Raw genomic sequence first — 23,868 nt, forward strand, 5'->3', positions numbered from 1 at the left:
CGGGCGATACCGGGGACGCCTGGAACCACTGCCCCGCGACAGGGGCCTCCTCGGCCCGGTCTGTGGAGGGCCGACCGGTCTCGATGCCGTTTTCGACCGGTCTCGATGGGGCGGGGAGCGGGGTACGGCCCCGCCCGTCATGCCATGCTTGGCCCATGGAGAATCATCGCACGCCACGGCCCCGGTCCTCCGGGCGCGAGGACGACGCCGACGGCGACCGGGCCGTTGGGCCCCGCCAGGACACGGTGCCCATCGAGATCCCCCGGATCGACGAGGAGGCGCCGCCCGTGGCCCCCGCCACCAGCCCCCAGATGATCATCGTCACCGGCATGTCCGGGGCCGGCCGCTCCCGGGCCGCCAACGCCCTGGAGGACCTCGACTGGTACGTCGTCGACAACCTCCCGCCCCAGCTGCTGCCGGCGCTGGCCGGCATGATGACCACCGTCGGCGCGGGCGTCCACCGGCTCGCCGCCGTCGTCGACGTGCGCAGCCGGGAGTTCTTCGCCCACTTCATGCGCTACCTCGCCGAGCTGCGCGAGGGCGGGACCAATGTGCGCGTCCTCTTCCTCGACGCCTCCGACGCCGTCCTGGTGCGGCGCTTCGAGTCCTCCCGCCGGCCCCACCCGCTGCAGGGCACCTCCTCCATCCTCGACGGCATCGAGCACGAGCGCACGCTGCTGGGCGGTCTCAAGGGCGCCGCGGACATGGTCATCGACACCACCGACCTGTCCGTCCACGACCTCGCCCGCCGCGTGCGAGACCTCGTGGCCACGGAGTCAGACCTCGCGCTGCGCGTCAACATCATGAGCTTCGGCTTCAAGTACGGCCTGCCCGTCGACGCCGACCACGTCCTCGACGTCCGCTTCATCCCGAACCCGTACTGGGTCTCCGAGCTTCGCCACCTCACCGGGCGCGACGGCCCCGTGGCCGAGTACGTGTTCCGCCAGCCCGGTGCCGCGGCCTTCGTCGACGGGTACGCCGACCTGCTCGCGCCCGCGCTGCCCCATTACGTCGACGAACTCAAGCCCAACGTCACCATCGCCGTGGGCTGCACCGGAGGCAAGCACCGCTCCGTCGCCTCCGCCGAGCGCCTCTCGGCGCACCTGCGCTCGCGCGGCTTCCGCGTCAACACCCAGCACCGCGACCTCGGACGGGAGTGAGCCATGCCGACCACCATCGACGCCGGGGGCTGGCCCCGGCGCGGGGAGGAGGGCCCCGCCGTCGTGGCCCTGGGAGGGGGCCACGGGCTGTCGGCCACCCTGCGGGCCCTGCGGCACGTGACCAACCGGCTCACGGCGGTCGTCACCGTCGCCGACGACGGCGGCTCCTCGGGCCGCCTGCGCCAGGAGTTCGACTGCCTGCCCCCGGGCGACCTGCGCATGGCCCTGGCCTCCCTGTGCGATGAGTCCGAATGGGGCCTCACCTGGCGCGACGTCCTCCAGCACCGCTTCTCCGGCGAGGGCGAGCTGGACAACCACGCCCTGGGCAACCTCCTCATCCTGGCCCTGTGGCAGCTCCTGGACGATGAGGTCGAGGGGCTGGGCTGGGTGGGCCGCCTGCTGGGCATCCACGGACGGGTCATCCCGATGAGCGCATCCCCGCTGGTCATCGAGGCCGATGTCGTCGACGGCGATGAGCGCTCGCGCGTGAGCGGCCAGGTCGCCGTGGCCAAGACGCGCGGCCGACTCGAGAACGTCACCGTCGTCCCCGAGGGCGCCCAGGCCCATCCCGAGGCCATCCGCGCCATCGAGGAGGCCGAGTGGGTGGTGCTAGGCCCGGGCTCCTGGTACACCTCCGTCCTGCCCCACGTCATCCTGCCCTCCCTGCGAGAGGCCCTCGTCACCACCCGCGCCAGGCGGGCCGTCGTCCTCAACCTCACGGCGCAGAGCGGGGAGACCGACGGCATGACGGCGGCCGATCTCCTGAGAGTCCTGCGCGAGCACGCGCCCGCGCTGCGCCTCGACGTGGTCCTCGCCGACCCCTCCACCATCGAGGATCTCGAGGATCTCGAGGAGGTCGCGGGGGCCATGGGCGCGACTGTGATCCTGCGGCAGGTGCGCACCGGGGACTCCATGTGCAACCATGACCCCCTGCGGCTGGCCGCCGCCTTCCGGGACGCCTTCGACGGCGTGGTGGGCGATGTCGGCATCGGCGGATCCCCGGGGTGCTGAGCCCGGGCGCGGCCCAGCCCCTCAGCCAGGCACGAGCGAGGAGAAACGGAAGGTATGTCGCTGACCGTCACCGTCAAGGACGAGTTGGCGCGCGTGAGCGCGGAGAGCACCGCGCAGCGCCGCGCCCAGGTGGCGTCGATGCTGCGCTTCGGCGGTGGGCTCCACATCGTCTCCGGGCGCATCGTCGTCGAGGCCGAGCTCGACCACGGCGGGGCGGTGCGCCGCCTCCACCACGACCTCAAGGACCTCTTCGGCATGGAGCCCGAGGTCCTGGTGGTCCAAGGGGGGTCGCTGCACCGCGGCACCCGCTACGTCCTGCGCGTGAGCGAGCGCGGCAAGGAGCTCGCGCGCCTGATCGGACTCGTCGACGGGCGCGGCCGCCCCGTGCGCGGGATGCCCGTGGCGGTCGTCCACGGCGTGCGCACCTCGGCCGCCGCCGCCTGGAGGGGCGCCTTCCTCGCCCGCGGCTCCCTGACCGAGCCGGGACGCTCCTCGTCCCTGGAGGTCACCTGCCCGGGCTCCGAGGCGGCCCTGGCGCTCGTCGGCGCCGCCCGCCGCTTCGACGTGGCCGCCAAGGCCCGCGAGGTGCGCGGAGCTGACCGCGTCGTCGTGCGCGACGGCGAGGCCATCGGCGTCCTGCTGGACCGGATGGGCGCCAAGGAGGCCTTCAAGGCCTGGGGCGAGAGGCGCAGCCGCCGCGAGTCGCGCGGAACCGCCAACCGCCTGGCCAACTTCGACGACGCCAACCTGCGCCGCTCCGCCCGGGCCGCCGTCGCCTCCGGGGCGCGGGTGGAGAGGGCCTTCGAGATCCTGGGCGACGACGTCCCCGCCCACCTCGTCGAGGCAGGCCGACTGCGCATCGCCAACAAGCAGGCCAGCCTCGAGGAGCTCGGGCAGCTCTCCGACCCCCAGCTCACCAAGGACGCCGTCGCCGGGCGCATCCGCCGCCTGCTCGCCATGGCGGACAAGCGCGCCCACGACCTGGGCATCCCCGACACCGAGTCCGTCCTCACCCCGGACATGCTCGACCTGTAGGCGCTGGCGTCGGCCCGGCGCCCGCGCCTCGGAGGGGCCTGGGACGTCCGTCCCCCATGCCGAGGCCGTCGCGACGAGATCGCGCCGGTGGCCCTAGGAGCGTTCGCCGAGGGCGTGGATCCCAGTCGCGCCTCACCGCGCTGCGCCGGTAGACTCGGAGAGCCGGCTCACGGAACCTCTTGAAAGCTCTTCCGGTGGGCCGGGGCGCATCGATGATGCGCTCGAATTACGTAACCGTGCGCCTCACCGGCGCATTAGGAGGACACAAAGTGACCACCCGCGTTGGCATCAACGGCTTCGGCCGCATCGGCCGCAACTTCTTCCGTGCCGCGCTTGAGCAGGGCGCCGACATCGAGATCGTTGCGGTCAACGACCTGACCGACAACAAGACCCTCGCCCACCTCCTCAAGTACGACTCCATCCTCGGTCGCTTCGACGGCGAGGTCTCCTTCGACGACGACGGCATCACCGTCAACGGCAAGCGCATCAAGGTCCTGGAGCAGCGCGACCCGGCCCAGCTCCCCTGGGGCGAAGCTCGGCGTCGAGGTCGTCGTGGAGTCCACCGGCTTCTTCACCGATGGCGAGAAGGCCAAGGCCCACATCGACGCCGGCGCCAAGAAGGTCGTCATCTCCGCCCCCGCGAAGAACGTCGACGGCACCTTCGTCGTGGGCGTGAACGAGGCCGACTACGACAACGCCACGATGAACATCGTGTCCAACGCCTCCTGCACCACCAACTGCCTCGCGCCGCTGGCCAAGGTCCTCCACGAGAACTTCGGCATCGTCCAGGGCATCATGACCACCATCCACTCCTACACGGGTGACCAGCGCGTCCTCGACGCCCCGCACGGCGACCTGCGTCGCGCCCGCGCCGCCGCGCTCAACATGATCCCCACCAAGACCGGCGCCGCCCAGGCCGTGGCCCTCGTCCTGCCCGAGCTCAAGGGCAAGTTCGACGGCCTCGCCGTCCGCGTGCCCACCCCGACGGGCTCCCTGACCGACCTGACCTTCCAGGCCGAGAAGGAGGTCTCCGTCGAGTCCGTCAACGCCGCCGTGAAGGCCGCCGCCGAGGGCGGGCTCAAGGGCATCCTCGCCTACACCGAGGACCCGATCGTCTCCACCGACATCGTCGGCGACCCGCACTCCTCGATCTTCGACGCCTCCGAGACCAAGGTCATCGGCAACCTCGTCAAGGTCCTGTCCTGGTACGACAACGAGTGGGGCTACTCCAACCGCCTCGTGCAGCTGACCGCCCTGGTCGGCTCCAAGCTCGCCTGAACCAGCGCACGAGCTGAGCCGACGATCGGGAGGCGCGGCGTGATGAGCGCCGTGAGCGCCCGATGAGAAGACGCCCGCGCACGCCCAGCGTGCGCGGGCGTCGGCCACCCGTCCCCCATCCACCGTTCACTCGAACCCCGCAACACACCTTGAGAGGTTTCATGAAGACCATCGAGTCCCTCGGCGACCTGGCCGGCAAGCGCGTCCTCGTCCGCTCCGACTTCAACGTCCCGCTCGACGCCGACAAGAACATCACCGACGACGGGCGCATCCAGGCCGCCCTGCCCACCCTGCGCAAGCTGCTCCAGGCCGGCGCCAAGGTCATCATCACCGCCCACCTCGGCCGTCCCAAGGGCCAGGCCAACCCGGACTTCTCCCTCGCTCCCGTCGCCAAGCGCCTCGCCGAGGTCACCGGCGTCAAGGTCGTGCTGGCCGAGGACACCGTCGGCGAGTCCGCCAAGGCCGCTGTCGCCGCCATGAGCGCCGGTGAGATCGTCCTGCTGGAGAACGTGCGCTTCAACGCCGCCGAGACCTCCAAGGACGACGCCGAGCGCGAGGCCTTCGCCGCCCAGCTCGCCGAGCTCGCCGACGCCTTTGTCTCCGACGGCTTCGGCGTGGTCCACCGCAAGCAGGCCTCGGTCTACGACATCGCCAAGATCCTTCCTGCCGCCGCGGGTCTGCTCGTGGTCAAGGAGATCGAGTCCCTCGGGCGTGCCGTCAACGACCCCGAGCGCCCCTACACCGTGGTCCTCGGCGGCTCCAAGGTCTCCGACAAGCTCGGCGTCATCGCCAACCTGCTGTCCAAGGCGGACCGCCTCCTCATCGGCGGCGGCATGGCCTACACCTTCCTCGTCGCCCAGGGCCACGAGGTCGGCGCCTCCCTGCTGGAGAAGGACCAGGTCGAGACCGTCAAGGGCTACCTGGCCACCGCCAAGGCCAACGGCGTCGAGCTCCTCCTGCCCGTCGACACGGTCGTCGCCCCGGAGTTCAAGGCTGACGCCCCCGCGACCGTCGTGGCTGCCGACTCCATCCCGGCCGACCAGATGGGCCTGGACATCGGCCCCAAGACCGCCGAGGCCTTCAGCGAGGCCATCGCCTCGTCCAAGACCGTCGTGTGGAACGGCCCCATGGGCGTCTTCGAGTTCGACGCCTTCGCCGCCGGCACCAAGGCCGTGGCCAAGGCCATCAGCGACTCCGACGCCTTCAGCGTCATCGGCGGCGGTGACTCCGCCGCGGCCGTGCGCACCCTCGGCTTCGACGAGACCACGTTCTCCCACATCTCCACCGGTGGCGGCGCCTCCCTGGAGCTCCTCGAGGGCAAGACCCTGCCGGGCATCGCCGTCCTCGAGGGCTGATCACGCCGACCGCCCCACACCCCGACTGACAACGAAGGACACCATCGCAATGTCGAACCGCACCCCCCTCATGGCCGGCAACTGGAAGATGAACCTGGACCACCTCGAGGCCAACCACCTCGTCCAGGGCATCGCCATGGAGCTCAAGGACGCCGGACACGACTTCGCCAAGTGCGAGGCCGTCGTGATCCCGCCCTTCACCGACCTGCGCACCGTGCAGACCGTCGTCGACGCCGACAACCTGGAGATCAAGTACGGCGCCCAGGACGTCTCCGTCCACGACAACGGCGCCTACACCGGTGAGATCTCCACCGCCATGCTCACCAAGCTCGGCTGCTCGTACGTGGTCATGGGCCACTCCGAGCGCCGCGAGTACCACAACGAGTCCGATGAGATCGTCGGCGCCAAGGCCCGCAAGGCCCTCGACGCCGGCATGACGCCGATCCTTTGCTGCGGCGAGGCCCTGGAGATCCGCAAGGCCGGCACGCACGTCGAGTTCGTGCTCGGCCAGGTCCGCGCCGCCCTCAAGGGATGGAGCGCCGAGGACGTCGCCAAGATCGTCATCGCCTACGAGCCCATCTGGGCCATCGGCACCGGCGAGACCGCCACCGCCGACGACGCCCAGGAGGTCTGCGGAGCCATCCGCGCTGCCCTGCGCGAGGACTTTGGCGAGGCCACCGCCGCGGCCACCCGCGTGCTCTACGGCGGCTCTGCCAAGCCCGGCAACATCGTCGAGCTCATGGCCCAGCCCGACATCGACGGCGCCCTCATCGGCGGCGCCTCCCTCAAGGCGGACTCCTTCGCGGCCATGTGCCGCTTCTACGCCGCCTGAGCGGGATCGGGCGCCGCGCCATCCGCCGCCGCGTCAGGCGCGCGGGCGGGGCGGCGCCCGTGACGCAACCGCGATCGGGGTCAGGGCGCCTCACAGGAGGTGCGCCCTGACCCCGGCGCGCTATTCGGGTAAAGTCGGCCACGGTCATGCCGCGCGATCGCTCGCCAGCGGCGCATCCGCTCCTCCTGGGCCCCGCGGGCCCCATCAATGAAAGGACGACGGCGTGGACATCCTCCGCATCATCCTCCAGGTGCTCCTCGTTCTATCGAGCTTCTTCCTCATCATGTCGATCCTCCTGCACAAGGGGAAGGGCGGCGGCCTGTCGGACATGTTCGGCGGCGGCATCTCCTCCTCGGCCGGCTCCTCCGGCGTCGCCGAGCGCAACCTCGACCGGATCACCGTGGGCGTGGGTCTCGTGTGGAGCGTGACGATCATCGGCCTCGGGCTCCTGGCGAAGTTCTCCTGACCACCCCATCCAGCCACGCAGCAGACCCGCGTGGGGACGCCCTCGAGCGATCCCTGCGCGGGTATCTCGCGCATCTGCGGGTCGAGCGGGGCCTGAGCGAGAACACCCTTGCCGCCTATCTGCGGGACCTGTCCCGATACGCGGGGTTCCTCCGGGGACGCGGCATCACAGAGCCCGGCGGCGTCGCCGAGGAGGACGTCTCCGCCTTCTCCCAGGCCATCCGCACCGGCGAGGACGGGGGGCGCTCCCTGGCCGCCTCCTCCGCAGCCCGCGCCGTCACCGCCGTGCGCGGCTGGCACCGGTTCCTCCTCGACGAGGGCACCACGCCGACCGACCCCTCCGCGGCCGTCCGCCCCCCGCAGGTCGGGCGCCGCCTGCCCAAGGCTCTCAGCGTCGAGGAGGTTCGCGCGCTCCTGGAGGCGGCCGCCGTCGACGACTCGCCCGTGAGCCTGCGCGACCGAGCCCTCCTGGAGGTCCTCTACGCCACAGGGGCCCGCATCTCCGAGGCAGTCGGCCTCGTCGTCGACGACCTCGACTCCGGCTCGGGCGTGCTCCGGCTCTTCGGCAAGGGACGCAAGGAGAGGATCGTCCCCATGGGCCAGTACGCCTGGGCGGCCCTCGACGCCTACCTCGTCCGCGGGCGGCCGAGCCTGGCCTCCAAGGGCAGGGGAGTGCCCGAGGTCTTCCTCAACACGCTCGGGCGGCCCCTGTCCCGCCAGACCGCGTGGAGCGTCCTCCAGCAGGCCGCTGCCCGCGCCGGGCTCGTCGGCCGGCTCCCCGGCGAGGTCCCCGCCACCCCCGACGCCGTCGTCGGGGAGGACGCTGTCGCGCGAGCCGGCCGCCATATCTCGCCGCACACGCTGCGCCACTCCTTCGCCACCCACCTGCTCGCGGGCGGGGCCGACGTGCGGGTCGTCCAGGAGATGCTCGGCCACGCCTCGGTCACCACCACCCAGATCTACACGAAGGTGACCGTCGACCACCTCCGCGAGGTCTACGCCACGAGCCACCCCCGGGCTCACTGATGATGCCTGCTGATGATTCCAGTGCCGTCCGCTACCCTGGCCCTGTGAGTGACTCCAAGCAGCCCGGCCTGATCGACCTTCCCGCCCCTGAGCAGAAGGAGTTCCCTGTCCCCGCGCCCCTGGAGTCCCACGGGCCGGCACGGATCATCTCCATGTGCAATCAGAAGGGCGGCGTCGGCAAGACGACGACCACGATCAGCCTGGGGGCCTCCCTCGTGGAGTACGGGCGCAAGGTGCTCATCGTCGACTTCGACCCGCAGGGAGCCGCCTCCGCCGGGCTCGGCGTCAACGCCAACGAGCTCGACACCACCATCTACGACCTCCTCGTGGCCGCCCGCCCCGACATCCTGCCCGTCATCCAGCAGACCTCCATGCCGGGCCTGGACCTCGTGCCCGCCAATATCGACCTGTCCGCCGCGGAGGTCCAGCTCGTCAACGAGGTGGCCCGCGAGCAGGCGCTCGCCCGGGTGCTCCGCCCCGTCGTCGACGACTACGACGCCATCATCGTGGACTGCCAGCCCTCCCTCGGCCTGCTCACGGTCAACGCGCTGACCGCCTCCCATGGCGTCATCATCCCGCTGGAGACCGAGTTCTTCGCCCTGCGCGGCGTGGCCCTCCTCGTGGAGACCGTCGAGCGGATCAAGGACCGCCTGAACCCGCGCCTCGACATCGACGGCATCCTCGCCACCATGGTGGACTCCCGCACCCTGCACTCCCGGGAGGTCCTGGAGCGCCTGGAGCAGGCCTTCGGCGAGCGTCTCTTCGACACGCGGATCCGCCGAACGGTGAAGTTCCCCGACGCCTCCGTGGCCGCCGAGCCCATTAACACCTACGCCCCCACGCACGTCGGCGCCGAGGCCTACCGGCGCCTGGCACGGGAGATCATCGCTCGCGGCTGTGTCGCCTGAGGAGGTCGCCGCGCCCGGGAGACACGCGACGCCCGAGGACGCGGGGGAGCCCACGGGGGGCGGCGAGCTCGACGCCAGGGCGCGCGCCGGCGGTCGCGAGGGCGCCGAGCAGGAGGGGCCTGTCAGGATCCCCGGCTTCTCCGTCAGCCTGCCCCAGTTCGAGGGCCCCTTCGACCTCCTCCTCAGCCTCATCGCCAGGCGCCGGCTCGATGTCACCGAGCTCGCCCTGGCCGAGGTCACTGACGAGTTCATCGCCCATATGCGCGCCGACTGGGACCTCGGGCACGCCAGTGAGTTCGTCGTGGTGGCCTCCACGCTCCTGGCGCTCAAGGCCCACCGCCTCCTGCCCCGGGCGGACGGGGAGGAGGACGAGGATCTGGAGCTGTTGGAGGCCCGTGACCTGCTCTTCGCCCGGCTCCTGCAGTACCGCGCCTACAAGCGGGCCGCCTCCGCCCTGTCCGCCATGGCCGCCGAGGCGGCCACCGCCCACCCGCGAGTCGTCGCCCTCGCCCCCGAGCTCGCCTCCCTGCTGCCCAGGCTCGTGGCCACCGTCGGCCCCGCCGATCTCGCCCGCATCGCCGTGGCCGCGTTCAACCGCCCCGACGCTCCGGGCGTGCAGACCGTCCACCTCCACGAGGCGGTCCCGGTCAGCGAGCAGATCACCGTGCTCGCCCAGCGCCTGCGCGCCGCCGGGACGCTCACCTTCTCCGAGCTCACGGGCGACGCCGAGCGCGTTGCCGTCGTCGTGGCCCGCTTCCTCGGCCTGCTCATCCTTCACCGGCAGGGCAGCGTCGACCTGGAGCAGGGCGAGGCCATGGGCGAGATCACGGTGACGTGGTGCGGCGGGGAGGACGATCTGGCAGGCATCATGGGCCCGGACATGGACGGCCTGGGGGAGGAGTTCTCATGAGCGGGGATGCCGCGGCGGCGCGGGCCGCCCGGGGGGCCGGCGGCCAGGAGGCGCCCGGGGGCGGCGACGCCGTGAGCGATGAGCTGCTGGCCGCGGCCGAGGCGGTGCTCGTCGTCTCCGATGAGCCCGTGACTCCCGCCGCGCTCGGCGGGGCCCTGGGCCTGGGGGCCGATGAGGCCGAGGCGCTGCTCCAGGCCTTGGCTGCCGAGTACCGGGGCGAGGCCGCGGGCGGGGCGGCCGCGCGCCGCCGGGGGTTCATCCTGCGTCGCTCGGCCGGGGGCTGGCGCCTCGCCTCCGCGCCCGAGCACGCCGGGATCGTCGAGGGCTTCGTCGTCGGCGGGGCCTCCGCGCGCCTGTCCCAGGCGGCGCTGGAGACCCTCGCCGTCGTCGCCTACCGCCAGCCCGTCACCCGCGGGCGCATCGCCGCCATCCGCGGGGTCAACGTCGACGGCGTCGTGCGCACCCTCCACGCCCGCGGGCTCATCGAGGAGGCCGGCAATGAGGCCTCCGGCGCGATCCTCTACCGTACGACCAACGAGTTTCTCGAGTACCTGGGGATCGACGGCCTCGACGAGCTGCCGCCCCTGGCACCCCACCTCCCGGACGCCTCCCAGCTGGAGGACATCGAGCACGAGACGGAGGCGCGATGAGCACCCGCGGTCACAGCACCGGCAATGATCAGGTCCCCCTGGGCGACTTCGGGGCCGAGGAGTTCTACGACGAGGACGACATCGAGGAGCTCGGCGACGCGGGCCTGACTCCCGAGGAGATCGCCGCCTTCGACGACGGCGCCCTGGCCGAGGACGAGGAGCTCAGGCTCATCGACGAGCGCCGCAGGGCCTCCCGGGGCGGTGAGGATGACCCGCACGTCGACTCCGGGCAGCGCCTCCAGAAGGTCCTTGCCCACGCGGGCGTGGCGTCCCGCCGGGCCTGCGAGGTGATCATCGCCGCGGGCCGAGTGAGCGTCGACGGCGTCGTCGTCACCGAGGTCGGGGTGCGCGTTGACCCCCTGACCCAGGAGATCCGCGTGGACGGATCGCGCATCCTCACCAACCCCGACGTCATCACCGTGCTGCTGCATAAGCCCGCCGGCGTCGTCACCACGATGGAGGACCCTCAGGGGCGGACCACCGTCGCCGAGCTCGCCGAGCGCTACGTCGCCGAGCACGCCGACGAGATCGATCACCCCGAGTCCGTGCGCCTGGTCCACGTCGGCCGCCTCGATGCCGAGACCGAGGGGCTCATCCTGCTGTCCAACGACGGCGATCTCTCCCACCGGCTCATGCACCCCAGCTACGAGATCTCCAAGACCTACGTCGCCATCGTCGAGGGCGAGGTCGAGCACTGGGTGCCCCGCAAGCTCAAGCGCGGCATCGAGCTCGAGGACGGGCCCGCTCAGGCGGACCGCGTCGTCGTCAAGGACTCCGGGCCCGCCGGGTCCATTATCGAGATCACCCTCCACTCGGGTAAGAACCGCATTGTGCGCCGCATGCTCGACGCCGTCGGGCACCCCGTCATCCGGCTGTCCCGCACCAGGCTCGGGCCGTTGGCGCTCGGCAGCCTCAAGCCCGGAGCCATGAGGGCTCTCACCGCTGAGGAGGTCGCCGCCCTCCAGAAGGAGGTCGGGCTATGAGCCGGGAGGAGCGCGTCATCCAGGCGGGCCCGCCCGGTCGGGGAACGGGTGAGGCCGTGAAGGGGCCAGGGGGAGGCCCGACGGCGCGCCCTCCCGCCGCCACGCGCGGCCCTGTGCTCATCATCGGCACCGGACTGCTCGGCACCTCGCTCGCGCTCGTCCTGCGGGCGGCCGACGTGCCCGTCCAGCTCCAGGACACCTCGCCCACCTCGCTCGCCCTGGCCCGGGACATGGGCGCCGGCGCCATCAGGAGAGAGGGGGACCCCGAGCCGGCGCTCGTCGTCGTCGCCACCCCACCGGATGTGGCCGCGCAAGTGGTCGTGGGGGCCCTGGAGGCCCACCCCGGGGCGGTGGTCACCGACGTCGCCTCCGTCAAGGCGCGCGTGGGCGCGGAGGTGAGGGCCCGGGCCGGCACGGCCGCCTCCCGCTACGTGGGCTCGCACCCCATGGCCGGCCGGGAGCGCTCGGGAGCCGGGGCTGCCGACTCCGACCTCTTCGCGGGCCGCCCCTGGGTGATCGTCGCCGACGGCGCCGAGCCGGCCGCGGAGATCGCCGTGCGCAACCTGGCGATGGACGCCGGGGCGGCGCCACTGCGGCTGGGCGCCTCCGAGCACGACGACGCCGTCGCCGCCGTCTCGCACATGCCGCAACTGGTCTCCTCGCTCGTCGCCGCCCGTCTCGAGGCACTGCCGGAGGCGGCGCTCGAAGCTCGCGGGCCAGGGCATTAGGGATGTGACCCGCATCGCCGCCTCCGATCCCCGGCTGTGGTCCGCGATCGTGGTGGGCAACGTCGGTCCCGTGACCGGGCTGCTGCGGGAGCTGCGCGATGATCTCGACGCGCTCATCAGAGGGATCGAGCCGGCCACCGTTGACGCTGCCGGGGAGGAGGGCGCCGGCCCGGTCAGGGCCGAGGAGATCGCGCCCGGCGCCGTCAGCGCCATCACGGACGTCATGAGGCGCGGCAACGCCGGTCAGGCCCGCATCCCCGGCAAGCACGGCGGGGCGCCCAGGCGCTACGCGGTGGTCCAGGTCCTCGTCCCCGACAAGCCCGGCCACCTGGGCCGCCTGTTCACCGATGTCGGCGAGGCGGGGGTCAATATCGAGGACTTCGCCATGGAGCACTCCGCCGGGCAGAGCGCGGGCCTGGCCATGATCTCCGTGCTGCCCAGCGCCGCCCAGCCCCTGGAGGCTGCGCTGGATGAGCGGGGCTGGAGGGTCGTCGTCGCCTGAGGCACGGCGGGCCCTCAGTCCGTGGAAACCGTCTGAGCCCGCAGAAACCGTCTCGGCCCGGCGTTGCGCCCTCGAACTGCGAGAATGAGGGCGCAACGCCGGGCCGAGACGGTATTTCCGGCGTGAGGGCGTGTTCGCGGGCCGAGACGGTTTCTTCGGCGTGAGAGAGCGCTCGGGGCGAGCGCTGCCCCCGTCGGACCGGTCTCGATACTGTTCTCGACCGGTCTCGGTGAGGGGAGGGGACGGGGTGGCTTTGGCGCGAGCGCGGGGGGATATGGGACGCTTGGCCGGTTGAGCGCTCTAGCGCATCGCGAGGAAGGGCCGGGAGCACATGGGAATCGTCGTCGCCATTGACGGACCGAGCGGGTCGGGCAAGTCCACCGTCGCCAAGCGGGTCGCCGCCACGCTGGGCCTGGCCTATCTCGACACCGGCGCCATGTACCGCGCCGCCGCCTGGTGGTGCGAGCGCACCGGCATTGACCTGACCGCCGACGAGGTGGACGCGGGAGCCGTCACCCGCGCGGTCCTCACCATGCCCCTTGACATGGGCCTCGATCCCACGGCCCCGGGGGTGGCCTGCGACGGCGTCGACATCGCAGAGGCCATCCGCGACCCGCATATCGCCTCCGTCGTATCAAAGGTCGCCACCAACCTGGACGTGCGCGCCGAGCTCGCCCGCCTCCAGCGCGAGATCATCGCGGGCGAGTCCCGCGACGCCGTCGGTCCTTACCGCCCGTTCAGCGCGGGGGAGGGGATCGTCGCGGAGGGCCGTGACATCACCACCGTCATCGCCCCCGATGCTGATGTCCGCCTCCTGGTGACGGCCAGCGAGGAGGCCCGCCTGGCCCGCCGTGCGGGGGACCTGGAGGCCGCGGGGAAGAGCGTCGACGCCGCCGCCCTGCGCGACCAGGTGGTGCGCCGCGACCGGGACGACGCCACCGTCTCCCAGTTCCTCACCGCCCCCGAGGGCGTCACCCTCGTGGACTCCTCCGACATGACGCTCGAGGAGACCGTCGAGCACGTCCTGGGCCTGATCGAGGCCGCCCGCGCCGAGGCCGCCGAGCGCGACCAGGATGATGAGCTGCGGGCCGACGCCCTGCGCGCGGGCCTGGAGGAGTACGAGCTCGAGGATGAGGACGTCGCCCTCCTCGACGGCGAGGAGGAGCTCCCCTCCGGTGACGCCGCCTTCGAGGCGGGGCTGCCGGTGCTCGCCGTTGTGGGGCGCCCGAACGTCGGTAAGTCCACCCTCGTCAACCGGGTTCTCGGGCGTCGCGAGGCCGTCGTCCAGGACACCCCGGGCGTCACCCGCGACCGTGTCTCCTATCCCGCCGAATGGGTCGGCCGCCGCTTCACCATCGTGGACACGGGTGGCTGGGAGGTCGACGTCGAGGGCCTCGAGGCCTCCGTCGCCTCCCAGGCCGAGGTGGCCGTGGAGCTCGCCGACGCCGTCCTGCTCGTCGTCGACGCGCAGGTGGGGATCACCGAGGCCGACGCCCAGGTGGTCCGCCTCCTGCGGCGCAGCGGCAAGCCGGTCGTGCTGGCGGCCAACAAGGTGGACTCCCCGGCCCAGGAGGGCGACGCCGCGGCGCTGTGGAACCTGGGCCTGGGCGAGCCCTATGCCGTCTCGGCGCTCCACGGGCGCGGCAGCGGTGAGGTCCTCGACGCCTGCATGGAGGTCCTCCCGGAGGTCTCGGCCGTCGCCCCCGCCGCCCCCGAGGGCCGAATGCACCGCATCGCCCTCGTGGGGCGCCCGAACGTCGGCAAGTCCTCACTGCTGAACTCCATCGCCGGGCAGGACCGCGTCGTCGTCAACGAGCTGGCCGGCACCACCCGGGACCCGGTCGACGAGATCATCGAGCTCGACGGGCGCCAGTGGGTGTTCGTCGACACCGCGGGCATCCGCCGCCGCGTGCGCCAGTCGCGGGGCGCCGACTACTACGCCGTCCTGCGAACCCAGGGGGCCATTGAGAAGGCGGAGGTCGCCGTCGTCCTCCTGGACGCCTCCGAGCCGCTGACGGAGCAGGACGTGCGCGTCATCCAGCAGGCGGTTGACGCCGGGCGCGCCCTCGTGCTGGTCAACAACAAGTGGGACCTTGTGGACGAGGACCGCCAGAAGATGCTCAGGTGGGAGATCGAGCACGATCTCGCGCACGTGGCCTGGGCCCCGCACATCAACCTCGCCGCCGCCACCGGCTGGCACACGAACAGGCTCGTGCGCGCTCTTGACGCGGCCCTGGAGGGCTGGGGGACCCGCGTGCCCACCGGGCGCCTCAACTCCTTCCTCGGCGAGCTCCAGGCCGCCACACCGCACCCGCTGCGCGGCGGCAAGCAGCCCCGCATCCTCTTCGCCACCCAGGCCCAGGTGCGCCCGCCGCGCATCGTCATCTTCACCACCGGGCTCCTCGACGCCGGCTACCGGCGCTTCATCGAGCGCCGCCTGCGCGAGGAGTTCGGCTTCGTGGGCACCCCCATCCAGATCGGCGTGCGGGTGAGGGAGAAGCGCCAGCGGCGGTGAGCAGCGGGCTGCTCATACCAGGAGGAGGCCGACGAGCGCGAGAAGGATGAGGACGAGCTCCACCGCGCGCCATCGGTGTCAGGCGCAGACGGGTCAGACGCCGGTGACGCCGCGTGTCACTGCTGGTCCGGGCGTCACCCGGCGGGGCGGGGGACTGGACGGGATCGGTACTGTCACGTGAGGACATGGCCGAGCGTGCTGACGTCAGCCTCAGCCCTGCTCAGCGTCCCAGGACTGGAGTTGCGAACCTCACACCGTGATGTATGCTACAGTGGACGCGTGATCGACCATATCTCGCTGCCCGTTACCGCGCCTGCTGTCTCGGCCGACTTTTACACCAAGGCCCTGGCCCCGCTCGGCTACACCGTTCTCATGGAGCTAGGGCCCGTGCGCGCCCTGGGAGCCGCGGGGCAGTCGGGCACGGTTGTCCCCGACCTGTGGCTTCACCCTGGGCAGGATTTCACGACCTTCCATCTGGCACTGACGGCCGCGACCCCTGAACAGGTGGACGCCTTCCACGCGGCGGCCCTGGCTGCGGGAGGCCGGGACAACGGTGGCCCCGGTGAACGCGCCCACTATCACCCCGGCTACTACGCCGCCTTCGTCCTGGACCCCGACGGCCACAACCTTGAGGTCGTCTGCCACAACGGCCCCGTTGGGCAGGTGCCGGCCTGAGACGCTACAGGGGCGCTCAGCAACAGCGAGCGGCTAGTCTGGGTCCATGCAGACACCTGTTGATGCCACCACCACGCCCGCCTGGACCCGCCTCACTGAGCTGCACATCGGGATGCGCCCTGACCTGCGCGCGTGGTTCGCCGAGGACCCGCAGCGCGCTGAGCGCTTCACATACCAGGTCGGGGACCTGACCATCGACCTGTCCAAGAACCTCCTCACTGACGAGGTCCGTGACGCCCTGGCCTCCCTCGCCATCGAGGTGGACGTGCCCGGGCGGCGCGACGCCATGTACGCCGGCGAGCGCATCAACGTCACCGAGGACCGTGCCGTCCTGCACACCGCTCTGCGCCGCCCGGCGTCGGACCGTCTGACGGTGGATGGCCAGGACGTCGTCGCCGACGTCCACAAGGTCCTCGACCGCGTCTACGACTTCGCGCGCCGCGTGCGCAGCGGGGAGTGGACGGGCGTGACGGGCAAGCGCATCGAGACGGTCGTCAACATCGGCATCGGCGGGTCCGATCTCGGCCCCGTCATGGTGTATGAGGCCCTGAGGCCCTACGTCCAGGACGGTCTGGAGTGCCGGTTCATCTCCAACATCGACCCCAGTGACTGCGCGGAGAAGGTCAAGGGCCTCGACCCCGAGACCACCCTGTTCATCATCGCCTCCAAGACCTTCACCACCCTGGAGACCCTCACCAACGCGCGCATGGCCCGCGACTGGTTCCTGGCCGCGCTTGAGGCCAAGGGCGTCCCCACGGACGGCGCCATCGCCAAGCACTTCGTGGCCGTGTCCACCGCCCTGGACAAGGTCGCCGAGTTCGGCATCGACCCGGACAACGCCTTCGGGTTCTGGAGCTGGGTCGGCGGGCGCTACTCCGTGGACTCCGCCGTGGGCACCGTCCTGGCAGTGGCGATCGGCCCGGAGGGCTTCGCGGACTTCCTTGCTGGCTTTAACGCCGTCGATGAGCACTTCGCCAGCAAGGACCCGGCCGACAACGCCCCCATGCTCATGGGCCTGCTCAACGTCTGGTACGTCAACTTCTTCAAGGCAGCGTCCCACGCGGTGCTGCCCTACGCCCAGTACCTGCACCGGTTCCCCGCCTACCTCCAGCAGCTGACCATGGAGTCCAACGGCAAGTCCGTGCGCTGGGACGGCTCCTCGGTCACCACCGAGACCGGCGAGGTCTTCTGGGGTGAGGCCGGCACCAACGGCCAGCACGCCTTCTACCAGCTCATTCACCAGGGCACCCAGCTCATCCCCGCGGACTTCATCGCCGTGGCCAACCCCGCCCACCCCGTCAAGGACGGGGGAGTGGACGTTCACGAGCTGTTCCTGTCCAACTACCTCGCCCAGACCGCGGCGCTGGCCTTCGGCAAGACGGCCGAGGAGGTGCGCGCCGAGGGCACGCCCGAGGAGATCGTCCCGGCCCGGGTCTTCGCCGGCAACAGGCCAACGACGTCGATCCTGGCCCCGGCCCTGATCCCCTCGGTGGTGGGCCAGCTCATCGCCCTGTACGAGCACATCACCTTCACCCAGGGCATCGTGTGGGGCATCGACTCCTTCGACCAGTGGGGCGTCGAGCTCGGCAAGAAGCTCGCCCTGGAGATCGCCCCAGCCGTCCAGGGCGACCAGGCCGCGCTGGAGGCCCAGGACCCCTCCACGCGCGCCCTGATCACCCGTTACCGGCAGCTGCGCCATTGAGCGCTGACGCGCCCCCTCAGGGCCGAGCCCCGTGGGCGCCCGTCATCAGTGACGGGCGCCTGCGGGCCCTGTCCGACGCCGAGCGCGCCCGGTACTCGCGCAACATGCTCGTCCCCGAGGTCGGCGTGACGGGCCAGCAGCGCATCCGGGCCGCCCGGGTCCTGCTCATCGGCGCCGGCGGACTCGGCGCGCCCGCCGCGCTCTACCTCGCCGCCGCCGGAGTGGGGACGCTCGGGATCGTCGAGTTCGACGTCGTCGACGCCTCCAACCTCCAGCGCCAGATCATTCACACGACCGCCAGCGTGGGCTCCTCCAAGGCCCGATCGGCGGCGTCGGCCATCACCGCCCTCAACCCCGATGTCGAGGTGATCCTCCACGAGGAGGCGCTGGACGCCGCTCACGCCCTCGACATCCTGGAGGGCTGGGACGTGGTGGTGGACGGCACCGACAACTTTCCCACCCGCTACCTCGTGGGCGACGCCTGCGCCATGCTCGGCATCCCACTCGTCCACGGCGCGGTCCTGCACTCGACGGGCCAGGTGGGGGTCTTCGACGCCGCCAGGGGCCCCTGCCACCGGTGCCTCCACCCCGAGCCGCCGCCACCGGGCTCCGTGCCGTCCTGCGCCCAAGCCGGCGTGCTCGGCGTCCTGCCGGGGATCATCGGGACCATGCAGGCCGCTGAGGCGCTCAAGCTCATCGTTGGGGGAGGCGAGCCCCTCATCGGCCGCCTCCTGCTCCTGGACGCGTGGGGCGCCGGCGCGCGCGAGGTGCCCGTGAGCAAGAGGCCGGACTGCCCCCTGTGCGGGGTGAGCCCGACGATCACGAGCCTTGAGGCGGTGGAGGACGCCTGCGCCGCGCCTGAACCACCGCTAAGGAACGAGGAGACGATGAGGGCCGTCACCGCATCTGAGCTGCGCGCCCGCATCGCGGCGGGGGAGAGGCCCGGTGGGGCATACACCCTCCTGGACGTGCGCGAGGCCGCCGAGATCGCCGCCATGCCCGTTCAGGGGGCCGTCCACATCCCGCTGGGGGAGGTGGTCGAGAGGGCCGGGGAGCTGGACGCCGGTAGGGAGACGGTCGTGACCTGCCAGGTCGGCGTCCGCTCCAAGAAGGCCATCGAGGCCCTCAGGGCCGCCGGATACGCCGGAGCGCTGACCAACCTCGAAGGCGGCGCCCGCGCCTGGTACGAGAGCGCCTGAGGCGCTCGCTCGGGTGGTTGCGGCGGGATCGCGGCGCGGCGGCTCTGGCTGAACCTGGCGCCACCCATGCCGTGACCGGCGTCACCGCGCGCCGGTTTCGCCTGCGGGGCCGCGGTGGGCTAAGGTTCTACACGTTCCGAGCGGACCCGGGCGGCGGAGGGTAATCCAGTCGCAGGGACGTGAGGCAACGGGCTGTGGCGCAGTTTGGTAGCGCACTTGACTGGGGGTCAAGGGGTCGTGGGTTCAAATCCCGCCAGCCCGACCATCAAACCCGCGCCATGGTTGAACCATGGCGCGGGTTGTTGCTTGTCGCCTGATGCTTGGGCTTATACGGCGGTTCTTGTTGGTGGGATCGGTGGTTCGCGGCGTGGCGATGCGGCGAAGTCGCCTCTGATGTGGCGCGTGGTCGACGTCCACGGCCGGCTGATCGAGGCCAGGGGGTCTTAACGCCCGCCTGCGGGCTGGTGGCCTGGGGGGGGCGCGCTCGCCGCGACCATGCCTGCCGACGCCCTCGTCCGCGACCTGAAGCAGGCCGCGGCCCGCCAACAGCGCGAGCACGACCAGCAGCACCGCCGGCAATGGGGCCAGGCCATCGCCTGGCACAAGCTGACATGGTCAACCCCAACTGCCAACGTCATCAACATATGACCCACACCAGCACAAACTGACGTATAGGCAGGGGTGGTGTGGCGATCGAGCGGTGCCGTTTGCGCTGAGTGGTGCTGCTTGCACCGAGTGGTGCGTCCTGCCCGCACCGGTGGGTGTGGATGGCACCGGTGGGTGCGCTGCGTGTCCATGTGTCGGGCGAGGGGGCGATGGCAGGTATGAGCGCCGATGAGTCGGGGCGGGCGCGGAGGCCACGCGGGGAGAGGCTCGAGCCACGCAGCGCGAACGGGACTGCGCGCAAGGCCTTGACCTTTTAGCGGCGGAGCTCGACGGCCCCCACGGCGAGATGAGCCGGCTCATCAATCAGTGCCGTGATCGTTTCGGGGCCCGGGTCAGTCCGCCGCTTCCTGGGAGCGACAGGGAGCGTGGGCTCATCACCTCGCGCGGTCACCGGGCCAGAGGTCGCGAGGGGGCGCGCCCGGGCCTCGCGCGAGGAGGTCGTCGCCGAGGCGGGCGCAACATACTGCGCGGCCTGGAGGATCCCAGGATGGGCCCCGGCCATGACGAAGCCCAGCGTGGAGTGCGCATACGGCTCGAGGCCATTGAGATAGTCGCGAAGACCGCCGTCTGCTCGGGGCCCACGCCCAGGTGCTCCTGGACGATCCTCAACGCGCGCCCCTTCGAGCCGACCAGGTTCATGACATCGGTTCAGCGCAGGCCAGAGGCGACACCCTGCACGTCAGCGACGGCGGCGCCGGCCGCGCGCAACCGTGGGCCCGACTCCTGCTCCGCCGCCCCGGGACGGCATCATCGGTCACCATGATGCGGGCACGGTGGGCGCCGGTACGTGAGACATCTCGGCGAATCGGGTGACGCTCAGGCGCAATGCCATATCGTAAGAAGCGCGCACTATGGGAGATATCACATGTTCTGTGAGTGTGAGCTCCCCACACTGCCACTCGGACCTCACTCGTGCTCAGCGGTGCGCAGCCCTCGGAGGCGACCGAGCGCCTCCCCGAGTCAAAGGAGACCCCAACCATGATCTGGTTCCATCTCATCGTTGTGCTCGCCTTCATCGTCATCGGTGCGCGCCTGGGCAGCATCGGCATCGGCCTGGCCGGTGCCGCAGGCGTCCTCGTGCTGACCGCCACAGGCGTGGCAACCTCAACCGAGGACATCCCGTGGGAAGTCATCGGCATCATCATGTCCGTCATCTGCACGGTGGCGGCCATGGAGGTCGCCGGGGCCATGGACCACTTGGTCCACCTCACCGAGATCCTCCTGCGCAGGCATCCCAGGCAGATCGTCGTCCTAGCCCCCCTCGTCACTTTCCTCATGTCGCTCATGTGCGGCACCGGGCACACCGCCTACTCCGTCATCCCCGTGATTGTCGACGTGTCCAAGGAGCACGGCATCCGCCCGTCACGGCCCTTGTCCATCGCCGTCGTCGCCTCACAGATCGGTGTTGCCGCATCCCCGATCTCTGCCGCCATGGTGGCGCTCGTCGTCGCACTCGAACCGCTGAATGTCGGCTACCTCCAGTGCCTCGCTGTCGTCATCCCCACCACGCTCATCGGCATCCTCGTCGGCACGCTGGTAGCCGCCCGCCAGGGCAAGGAACTGAAAGAGGACCCGGTCTACCAAGAACGCCTGGCTGCCGGCCTCGTCAAGCCTTCAGCCGCCGGCGACAGCAGCTACAAGGCTGCGCCCGCGGCCGTGCCGGCGCTGGTCATCTTCCTCATCGCCCTCGTCCTCGCGGTCGCATACGCCACGGTCACGAGCAAGGAGTTGGGCTTGGTCACCGACCCGCCCATGGGCTCCACCGCGGCGATCATGACGATCATGCTCACCGCCGCCGCCGTCATCGGGCTGGTAGCGCGCAAGCCCCCCAGTGACATCGCCAAGCAGGACACCTACCGGGCGGGCATGACCGCGGCCGTGTGCATCCTGGGCCTGGCCTGGCTCGGAAACGCCTTCGTCAACGAGTACTCCGACCAGATCGCGACGGCCCTGTCCGGCCCGCTCGCCTCCCACCCGTGGCTGGCCGCCGTGTTCTTCTACTTCGCCGCGCCGCTCATGTTCTCCCACGCGGCGACAACCGCGGCCTTCATGCCGCTCATGGTCAACCTCTCTCTGCCCGCGACGGCGCTGCTGGCCTCCTACCCGGCGGTGGCGAACTACTACCTGCTGCCCAACTACCCCACGACGGTCGCCGCGATGGAGATGGATGACACCGGCTCGACACGGGTGGGCCGCAACGTGTTCGCGCACCCCTTCGTCATGCCCGGAACCGTCTCAATCGTCGTGTGCATCGTGCTGGGCTTCCTCTTGGCTCCCCTCGTGCTGTGAGCGCCGGCGCTCACAGCACGGTCGCATCTCCTCGTGCGCGGCCGGGTCATGCCTCTTGAGCCGCCCGTCGGGCCGCCCGAGCGCCGTGAGGGCGGAACCTCCTCAGCCGCGACGGTGAGCCCAGTCCCCGCATGGCAGAGGGATCCCGGAGGTCCTGGTGCGACGACCTGTCTGCCAAGACTGGAGTCGCTCCGGTATACGAGGCCGACGACGCCGAGGTGCGTTGCGATGTCGAGCGCAGACGGGTTCCGGCCGCCCACAGAGGACGGGCGTGCACGACGGGCCCGCGCTACGGCGCGCTCGAGGCCATCGCCTGGAGCGCGCCGTAGCCGTCGCCGGTGCGCGGCCTGCGGGGCGCGAGCAACCCAATGCCTTCGGCCTGTTCGACATTCTCGGCAACGTGTGGGAGTGGTGCTGGGACTAATCCGACCCTGCCCGCCGCGCCGACTGTGGGCGCATGCGGCGCCAGAGCGCGCATGCGGCGCCAGAGCGCGCATGCGGCGGCACGGCCCAGGACCCGCCTGTAGCGGCGTGCGGTGCACCGGGCGCCGGAGGTGGTGGTGCGCCAGCGCACGACTGCGACCCGGGTCGAGGCGGCCTGGACCGCACACCAGAAGATGGTCATCGCCCGCCGCCATCCCGAAAGGGCCAAGGGCAAGACCCTCACGCGAGAGCTGATCACCAAAAATCGGAAGAGCCCACGAACCGCCGCATAAGCCGCGATCCCCCAGACCGTTAAGGGATCCTGGTAGGGGGAACGGGGCGCCTTCAATGCCCTGAGGATGCAATCGCTGGTCCTGCGCGCCTGGTCGGCTGGGACAATGAATGGTGGATCACATCTAGATGACTTCGAGATAGTGCGGCCGAGCTTTCATCGCATGGATAACGAGCTCGTTGCCGCTATCGAATATCAGCACGACCAACTCAAGAAGCCGGCCAGCGGGATCGGCACCAATGACAAGCCAACGTCGCGGATCATCCTCATCATCCAAGGGGCGGAAGCTAATCGCATGACTCAACGCGTAACGCACCGCATAGTCAGTGAGACGATCCCGACGAAAGTGCTTGCGCGCGGATCTGTGCAGCTCAAGCGACATTCGCCCAGTAGCGCACGGCGGCGCGGACAGCCTCGGAACGGGTTGTGATCCCCTCCGCCCTGGCGCGCTCGGTCATCGCGTTCATCGTGGCCGCGTCAAGGCGAACGGTCACCACGGTGCTGCGCCCCGCGCCGATCGGAGGCCGTCCGCGCTTGGGTGGGGGGAGTGAGCCCACGTCATAACCGGCTTCCGCCTCATCGGCCCAAGCCTGGATCTGCTCATCAGTGACCGACTCGCCGCGCAGCCTGCGTTCAACCATAAACATATTGTATGCGAAAATAGGGGCGACGGGGCCTGAAAGCGCCACCGTATTCAGCCATCCCGCGACGTGGCCACGGGCGAGGGCTCGGCGCCGACGGCGGTGAGGAGCGGGAACGGAGGGCCGAGCCGCCCCGGCGGGAGGCGCCGCCGCGCTCAGCGCGCCCCAGGCGACCTCGGCGATCGCGGCCAGCACGGCGTCGGGGACTCCCACGGAGCGCAGGCCGCCGAGCGGCGCCCCGCCGGTCGCCCCCGACTGGACGACGTCCCAGGCGCGACCCTTCACCGCATAATCGATCTCCACCGGTTCGAGGATCGAGAACACCTCATCGGCCCCCGGCACCACCACGACGTCGAGGCGCCGGGGATTGGCGCCCGCGACCTCGGCCAAGTCGCCGGCGAGCACGACGAGGCCGCCCGCGCGCGCCAGCACCGGCACCCGCTCCAGGCGCCGCGAGAGCTCGAGCTAGGCGCCATCCTCAGCCCCGACCGCGTAGCGCCGGCCGGTCGGCGGGTCGAACCACGTCCCCTGGGGGAGCCAGGCACTCTCCCAGGCGGGGGGCGGAGCGGGGCGCCATCTCCCAGTCGTTCTGACGCCGTGTGCTCATAAGCACACGTTTTGCA

Annotated in this window: 20 protein-coding genes, 1 tRNA gene and 2 pseudogenes; 21 read left to right on the plus strand and 2 right to left on the minus strand. The window is 71.1% G+C overall.

From position 1 onward, the window contains the following. The first annotated feature begins 155 nt into the window (after window positions 1–155). The 21 genes and pseudogenes from rapZ to ABXS69_RS06000 all read left to right on the plus strand — a co-directional run bounded on the left by rapZ (window position 156) and on the right by ABXS69_RS06000 (window position 22,313). Window positions 156–1,160, plus strand: a complete 1,005-nt coding sequence (gene rapZ, locus ABXS69_RS05900) for an RNase adapter RapZ (RefSeq protein WP_366179845.1) — start codon at window positions 156–158, stop codon at window positions 1,158–1,160. A 3-nt stretch (window positions 1,161–1,163) separates the two neighbouring features. Next, window positions 1,164–2,171, plus strand: a complete 1,008-nt coding sequence (gene yvcK, locus ABXS69_RS05905) for a uridine diphosphate-N-acetylglucosamine-binding protein YvcK (RefSeq protein WP_366179846.1) — start codon at window positions 1,164–1,166, stop codon at window positions 2,169–2,171. Window positions 2,172–2,225: 54 nt separating this feature from the next. Next, window positions 2,226–3,206, plus strand: coding sequence for a DNA-binding protein WhiA (gene whiA / locus ABXS69_RS05910; protein WP_366179847.1), 981 nt, complete (start codon window positions 2,226–2,228; stop codon window positions 3,204–3,206). A gap of 269 nt (window positions 3,207–3,475) precedes the next feature. Then, a pseudogene (gene gap, locus ABXS69_RS05915) lies at window positions 3,476–4,484 on the plus strand (type I glyceraldehyde-3-phosphate dehydrogenase). A gap of 161 nt (window positions 4,485–4,645) precedes the next feature. Further along, the gene (locus ABXS69_RS05920) at window positions 4,646–5,839 is read left to right on the plus strand and encodes a phosphoglycerate kinase (protein ID WP_366179848.1); all 1,194 of its coding nucleotides are present in this window, start codon (window positions 4,646–4,648) and stop codon (window positions 5,837–5,839) included. 49 nt (window positions 5,840–5,888) lie between these two features. Beyond that, entirely contained in the window at window positions 5,889–6,671 is a 783-nt protein-coding gene (gene tpiA / locus ABXS69_RS05925) for a triose-phosphate isomerase (RefSeq protein WP_366179849.1), read from the plus strand. 223 nt (window positions 6,672–6,894) lie between these two features. Continuing rightward, window positions 6,895–7,137, plus strand: coding sequence for a preprotein translocase subunit SecG (gene secG / locus ABXS69_RS05930; RefSeq protein ID WP_159522980.1), 243 nt, complete (start codon window positions 6,895–6,897; stop codon window positions 7,135–7,137). 53 nt (window positions 7,138–7,190) lie between these two features. After that, complete coding sequence (locus tag ABXS69_RS05935) at window positions 7,191–8,162, plus strand: site-specific tyrosine recombinase XerD (protein ID WP_366181544.1); 972 nt, start codon at window positions 7,191–7,193, stop codon at window positions 8,160–8,162. 44 nt (window positions 8,163–8,206) lie between these two features. After that, window positions 8,207–9,070 carry a ParA family protein gene (locus ABXS69_RS05940; protein WP_366179850.1) on the plus strand — a complete coding sequence of 288 codons (864 nt, stop codon included), beginning with the start codon at window positions 8,207–8,209 and terminating at the stop codon, window positions 9,068–9,070. Window positions 9,071–9,197: 127 nt separating this feature from the next. Beyond that, complete coding sequence (locus tag ABXS69_RS05945; protein WP_366181545.1) at window positions 9,198–9,980, plus strand: ScpA family protein; 783 nt, start codon at window positions 9,198–9,200, stop codon at window positions 9,978–9,980. A 71-nt stretch (window positions 9,981–10,051) separates the two neighbouring features. Continuing rightward, window positions 10,052–10,630 (plus strand): SMC-Scp complex subunit ScpB, encoded by a 579-nt coding sequence (scpB, locus tag ABXS69_RS05950; protein WP_366181546.1) that lies wholly within the window; start codon window positions 10,052–10,054, stop codon window positions 10,628–10,630. Beyond that, entirely contained in the window at window positions 10,627–11,613 is a 987-nt protein-coding gene (locus ABXS69_RS05955; protein WP_366179851.1) for a pseudouridine synthase, read from the plus strand. Before scpB ends, ABXS69_RS05955 begins: the two co-directional genes overlap by 4 nt. Before the next feature lie 56 nt (window positions 11,614–11,669). Continuing rightward, window positions 11,670–12,843 (plus strand): annotated as a pseudogene (locus ABXS69_RS05960) (prephenate dehydrogenase). Between the two features lie 331 nt (window positions 12,844–13,174). After that, window positions 13,175–15,358: a bifunctional cytidylate kinase/GTPase Der gene (der, locus tag ABXS69_RS05965; protein WP_366179852.1), complete on the plus strand. Its 2,184-nt coding sequence runs from the start codon at window positions 13,175–13,177 to the stop codon at window positions 15,356–15,358. 279 nt (window positions 15,359–15,637) lie between these two features. Beyond that, a complete protein-coding gene (locus ABXS69_RS05970; protein WP_366179853.1) occupies window positions 15,638–16,033 on the plus strand; it encodes a VOC family protein in 396 nt (131 codons plus the stop codon). Between the two features lie 46 nt (window positions 16,034–16,079). After that, entirely contained in the window at window positions 16,080–17,735 is a 1,656-nt protein-coding gene (gene pgi, locus ABXS69_RS05975) for a glucose-6-phosphate isomerase (RefSeq protein WP_366179854.1), read from the plus strand. Continuing rightward, window positions 17,732–18,934: a molybdopterin-synthase adenylyltransferase MoeB gene (moeB, locus tag ABXS69_RS05980; protein ID WP_366179855.1), complete on the plus strand. Its 1,203-nt coding sequence runs from the start codon at window positions 17,732–17,734 to the stop codon at window positions 18,932–18,934. The genes pgi and moeB overlap by 4 nt, the downstream gene beginning before the upstream one ends. A 188-nt stretch (window positions 18,935–19,122) precedes the next feature. Next, window positions 19,123–19,199, plus strand: a tRNA-Pro gene (locus tag ABXS69_RS05985). A 230-nt stretch (window positions 19,200–19,429) separates the two neighbouring features. Beyond that, a complete protein-coding gene (locus ABXS69_RS05990; RefSeq protein ID WP_366179856.1) occupies window positions 19,430–19,582 on the plus strand; it encodes a hypothetical protein in 153 nt (50 codons plus the stop codon). Window positions 19,583–20,578: 996 nt separating this feature from the next. Further along, the gene (locus ABXS69_RS05995) at window positions 20,579–21,889 is read left to right on the plus strand and encodes an anaerobic C4-dicarboxylate transporter (RefSeq protein ID WP_366179857.1); all 1,311 of its coding nucleotides are present in this window, start codon (window positions 20,579–20,581) and stop codon (window positions 21,887–21,889) included. A 271-nt stretch (window positions 21,890–22,160) separates the two neighbouring features. Then, window positions 22,161–22,313: an SUMF1/EgtB/PvdO family nonheme iron enzyme gene (locus ABXS69_RS06000; RefSeq protein WP_366179858.1), complete on the plus strand. Its 153-nt coding sequence runs from the start codon at window positions 22,161–22,163 to the stop codon at window positions 22,311–22,313. Between the two features lie 415 nt (window positions 22,314–22,728). Here the strand turns inward: ABXS69_RS06000 and ABXS69_RS06005 are convergent, their stop codons facing one another. Both ABXS69_RS06005 and ABXS69_RS06010 read right to left on the minus strand, forming a co-directional pair. Then, entirely contained in the window at window positions 22,729–22,986 is a 258-nt protein-coding gene (locus ABXS69_RS06005) for a toxin (protein ID WP_366179859.1), read from the minus strand. Further along, entirely contained in the window at window positions 22,976–23,677 is a 702-nt protein-coding gene (locus ABXS69_RS06010; RefSeq protein ID WP_366179860.1) for a ribbon-helix-helix protein, CopG family, read from the minus strand. The genes ABXS69_RS06005 and ABXS69_RS06010 overlap by 11 nt, the downstream gene beginning before the upstream one ends. Window positions 23,678–23,868 lie beyond the last annotated feature (191 nt).

Source organism: Actinomyces timonensis (assembly GCF_040702965.1).
Classification (GTDB): Bacteria; Actinomycetota; Actinomycetes; order Actinomycetales; family Actinomycetaceae; genus Actinomyces; species Actinomyces timonensis_A.

Bases quoted from the DNA above. Each gene is read 5' to 3' on its own strand.
- ABXS69_RS05995 (WP_366179857.1), top strand. From the start codon at position 20,579: ATGATCTGGTTCCATCTCATCGTTGTGCTCGCCTTCATCGTCATCGGT.
- yvcK (WP_366179846.1), top strand. From the start codon at position 1,164: ATGCCGACCACCATCGACGCCGGGGGCTGGCCCCGGCGCGGGGAGGAG.
- ABXS69_RS06005 (WP_366179859.1), bottom strand. From the start codon at position 22,986: ATGTCGCTTGAGCTGCACAGATCCGCGCGCAAGCACTTTCGTCGGGAT.
- pgi (WP_366179854.1), top strand. From the start codon at position 16,080: ATGCAGACACCTGTTGATGCCACCACCACGCCCGCCTGGACCCGCCTC.
- der (WP_366179852.1), top strand. From the start codon at position 13,175: ATGGGAATCGTCGTCGCCATTGACGGACCGAGCGGGTCGGGCAAGTCC.
- ABXS69_RS05990 (WP_366179856.1), top strand. From the start codon at position 19,430: ATGCCTGCCGACGCCCTCGTCCGCGACCTGAAGCAGGCCGCGGCCCGC.
- whiA (WP_366179847.1), top strand. From the start codon at position 2,226: ATGTCGCTGACCGTCACCGTCAAGGACGAGTTGGCGCGCGTGAGCGCG.
- rapZ (WP_366179845.1), top strand. From the start codon at position 156: ATGGAGAATCATCGCACGCCACGGCCCCGGTCCTCCGGGCGCGAGGAC.
- ABXS69_RS05955 (WP_366179851.1), top strand. From the start codon at position 10,627: ATGAGCACCCGCGGTCACAGCACCGGCAATGATCAGGTCCCCCTGGGC.
- ABXS69_RS05920 (WP_366179848.1), top strand. From the start codon at position 4,646: ATGAAGACCATCGAGTCCCTCGGCGACCTGGCCGGCAAGCGCGTCCTC.
- tpiA (WP_366179849.1), top strand. From the start codon at position 5,889: ATGTCGAACCGCACCCCCCTCATGGCCGGCAACTGGAAGATGAACCTG.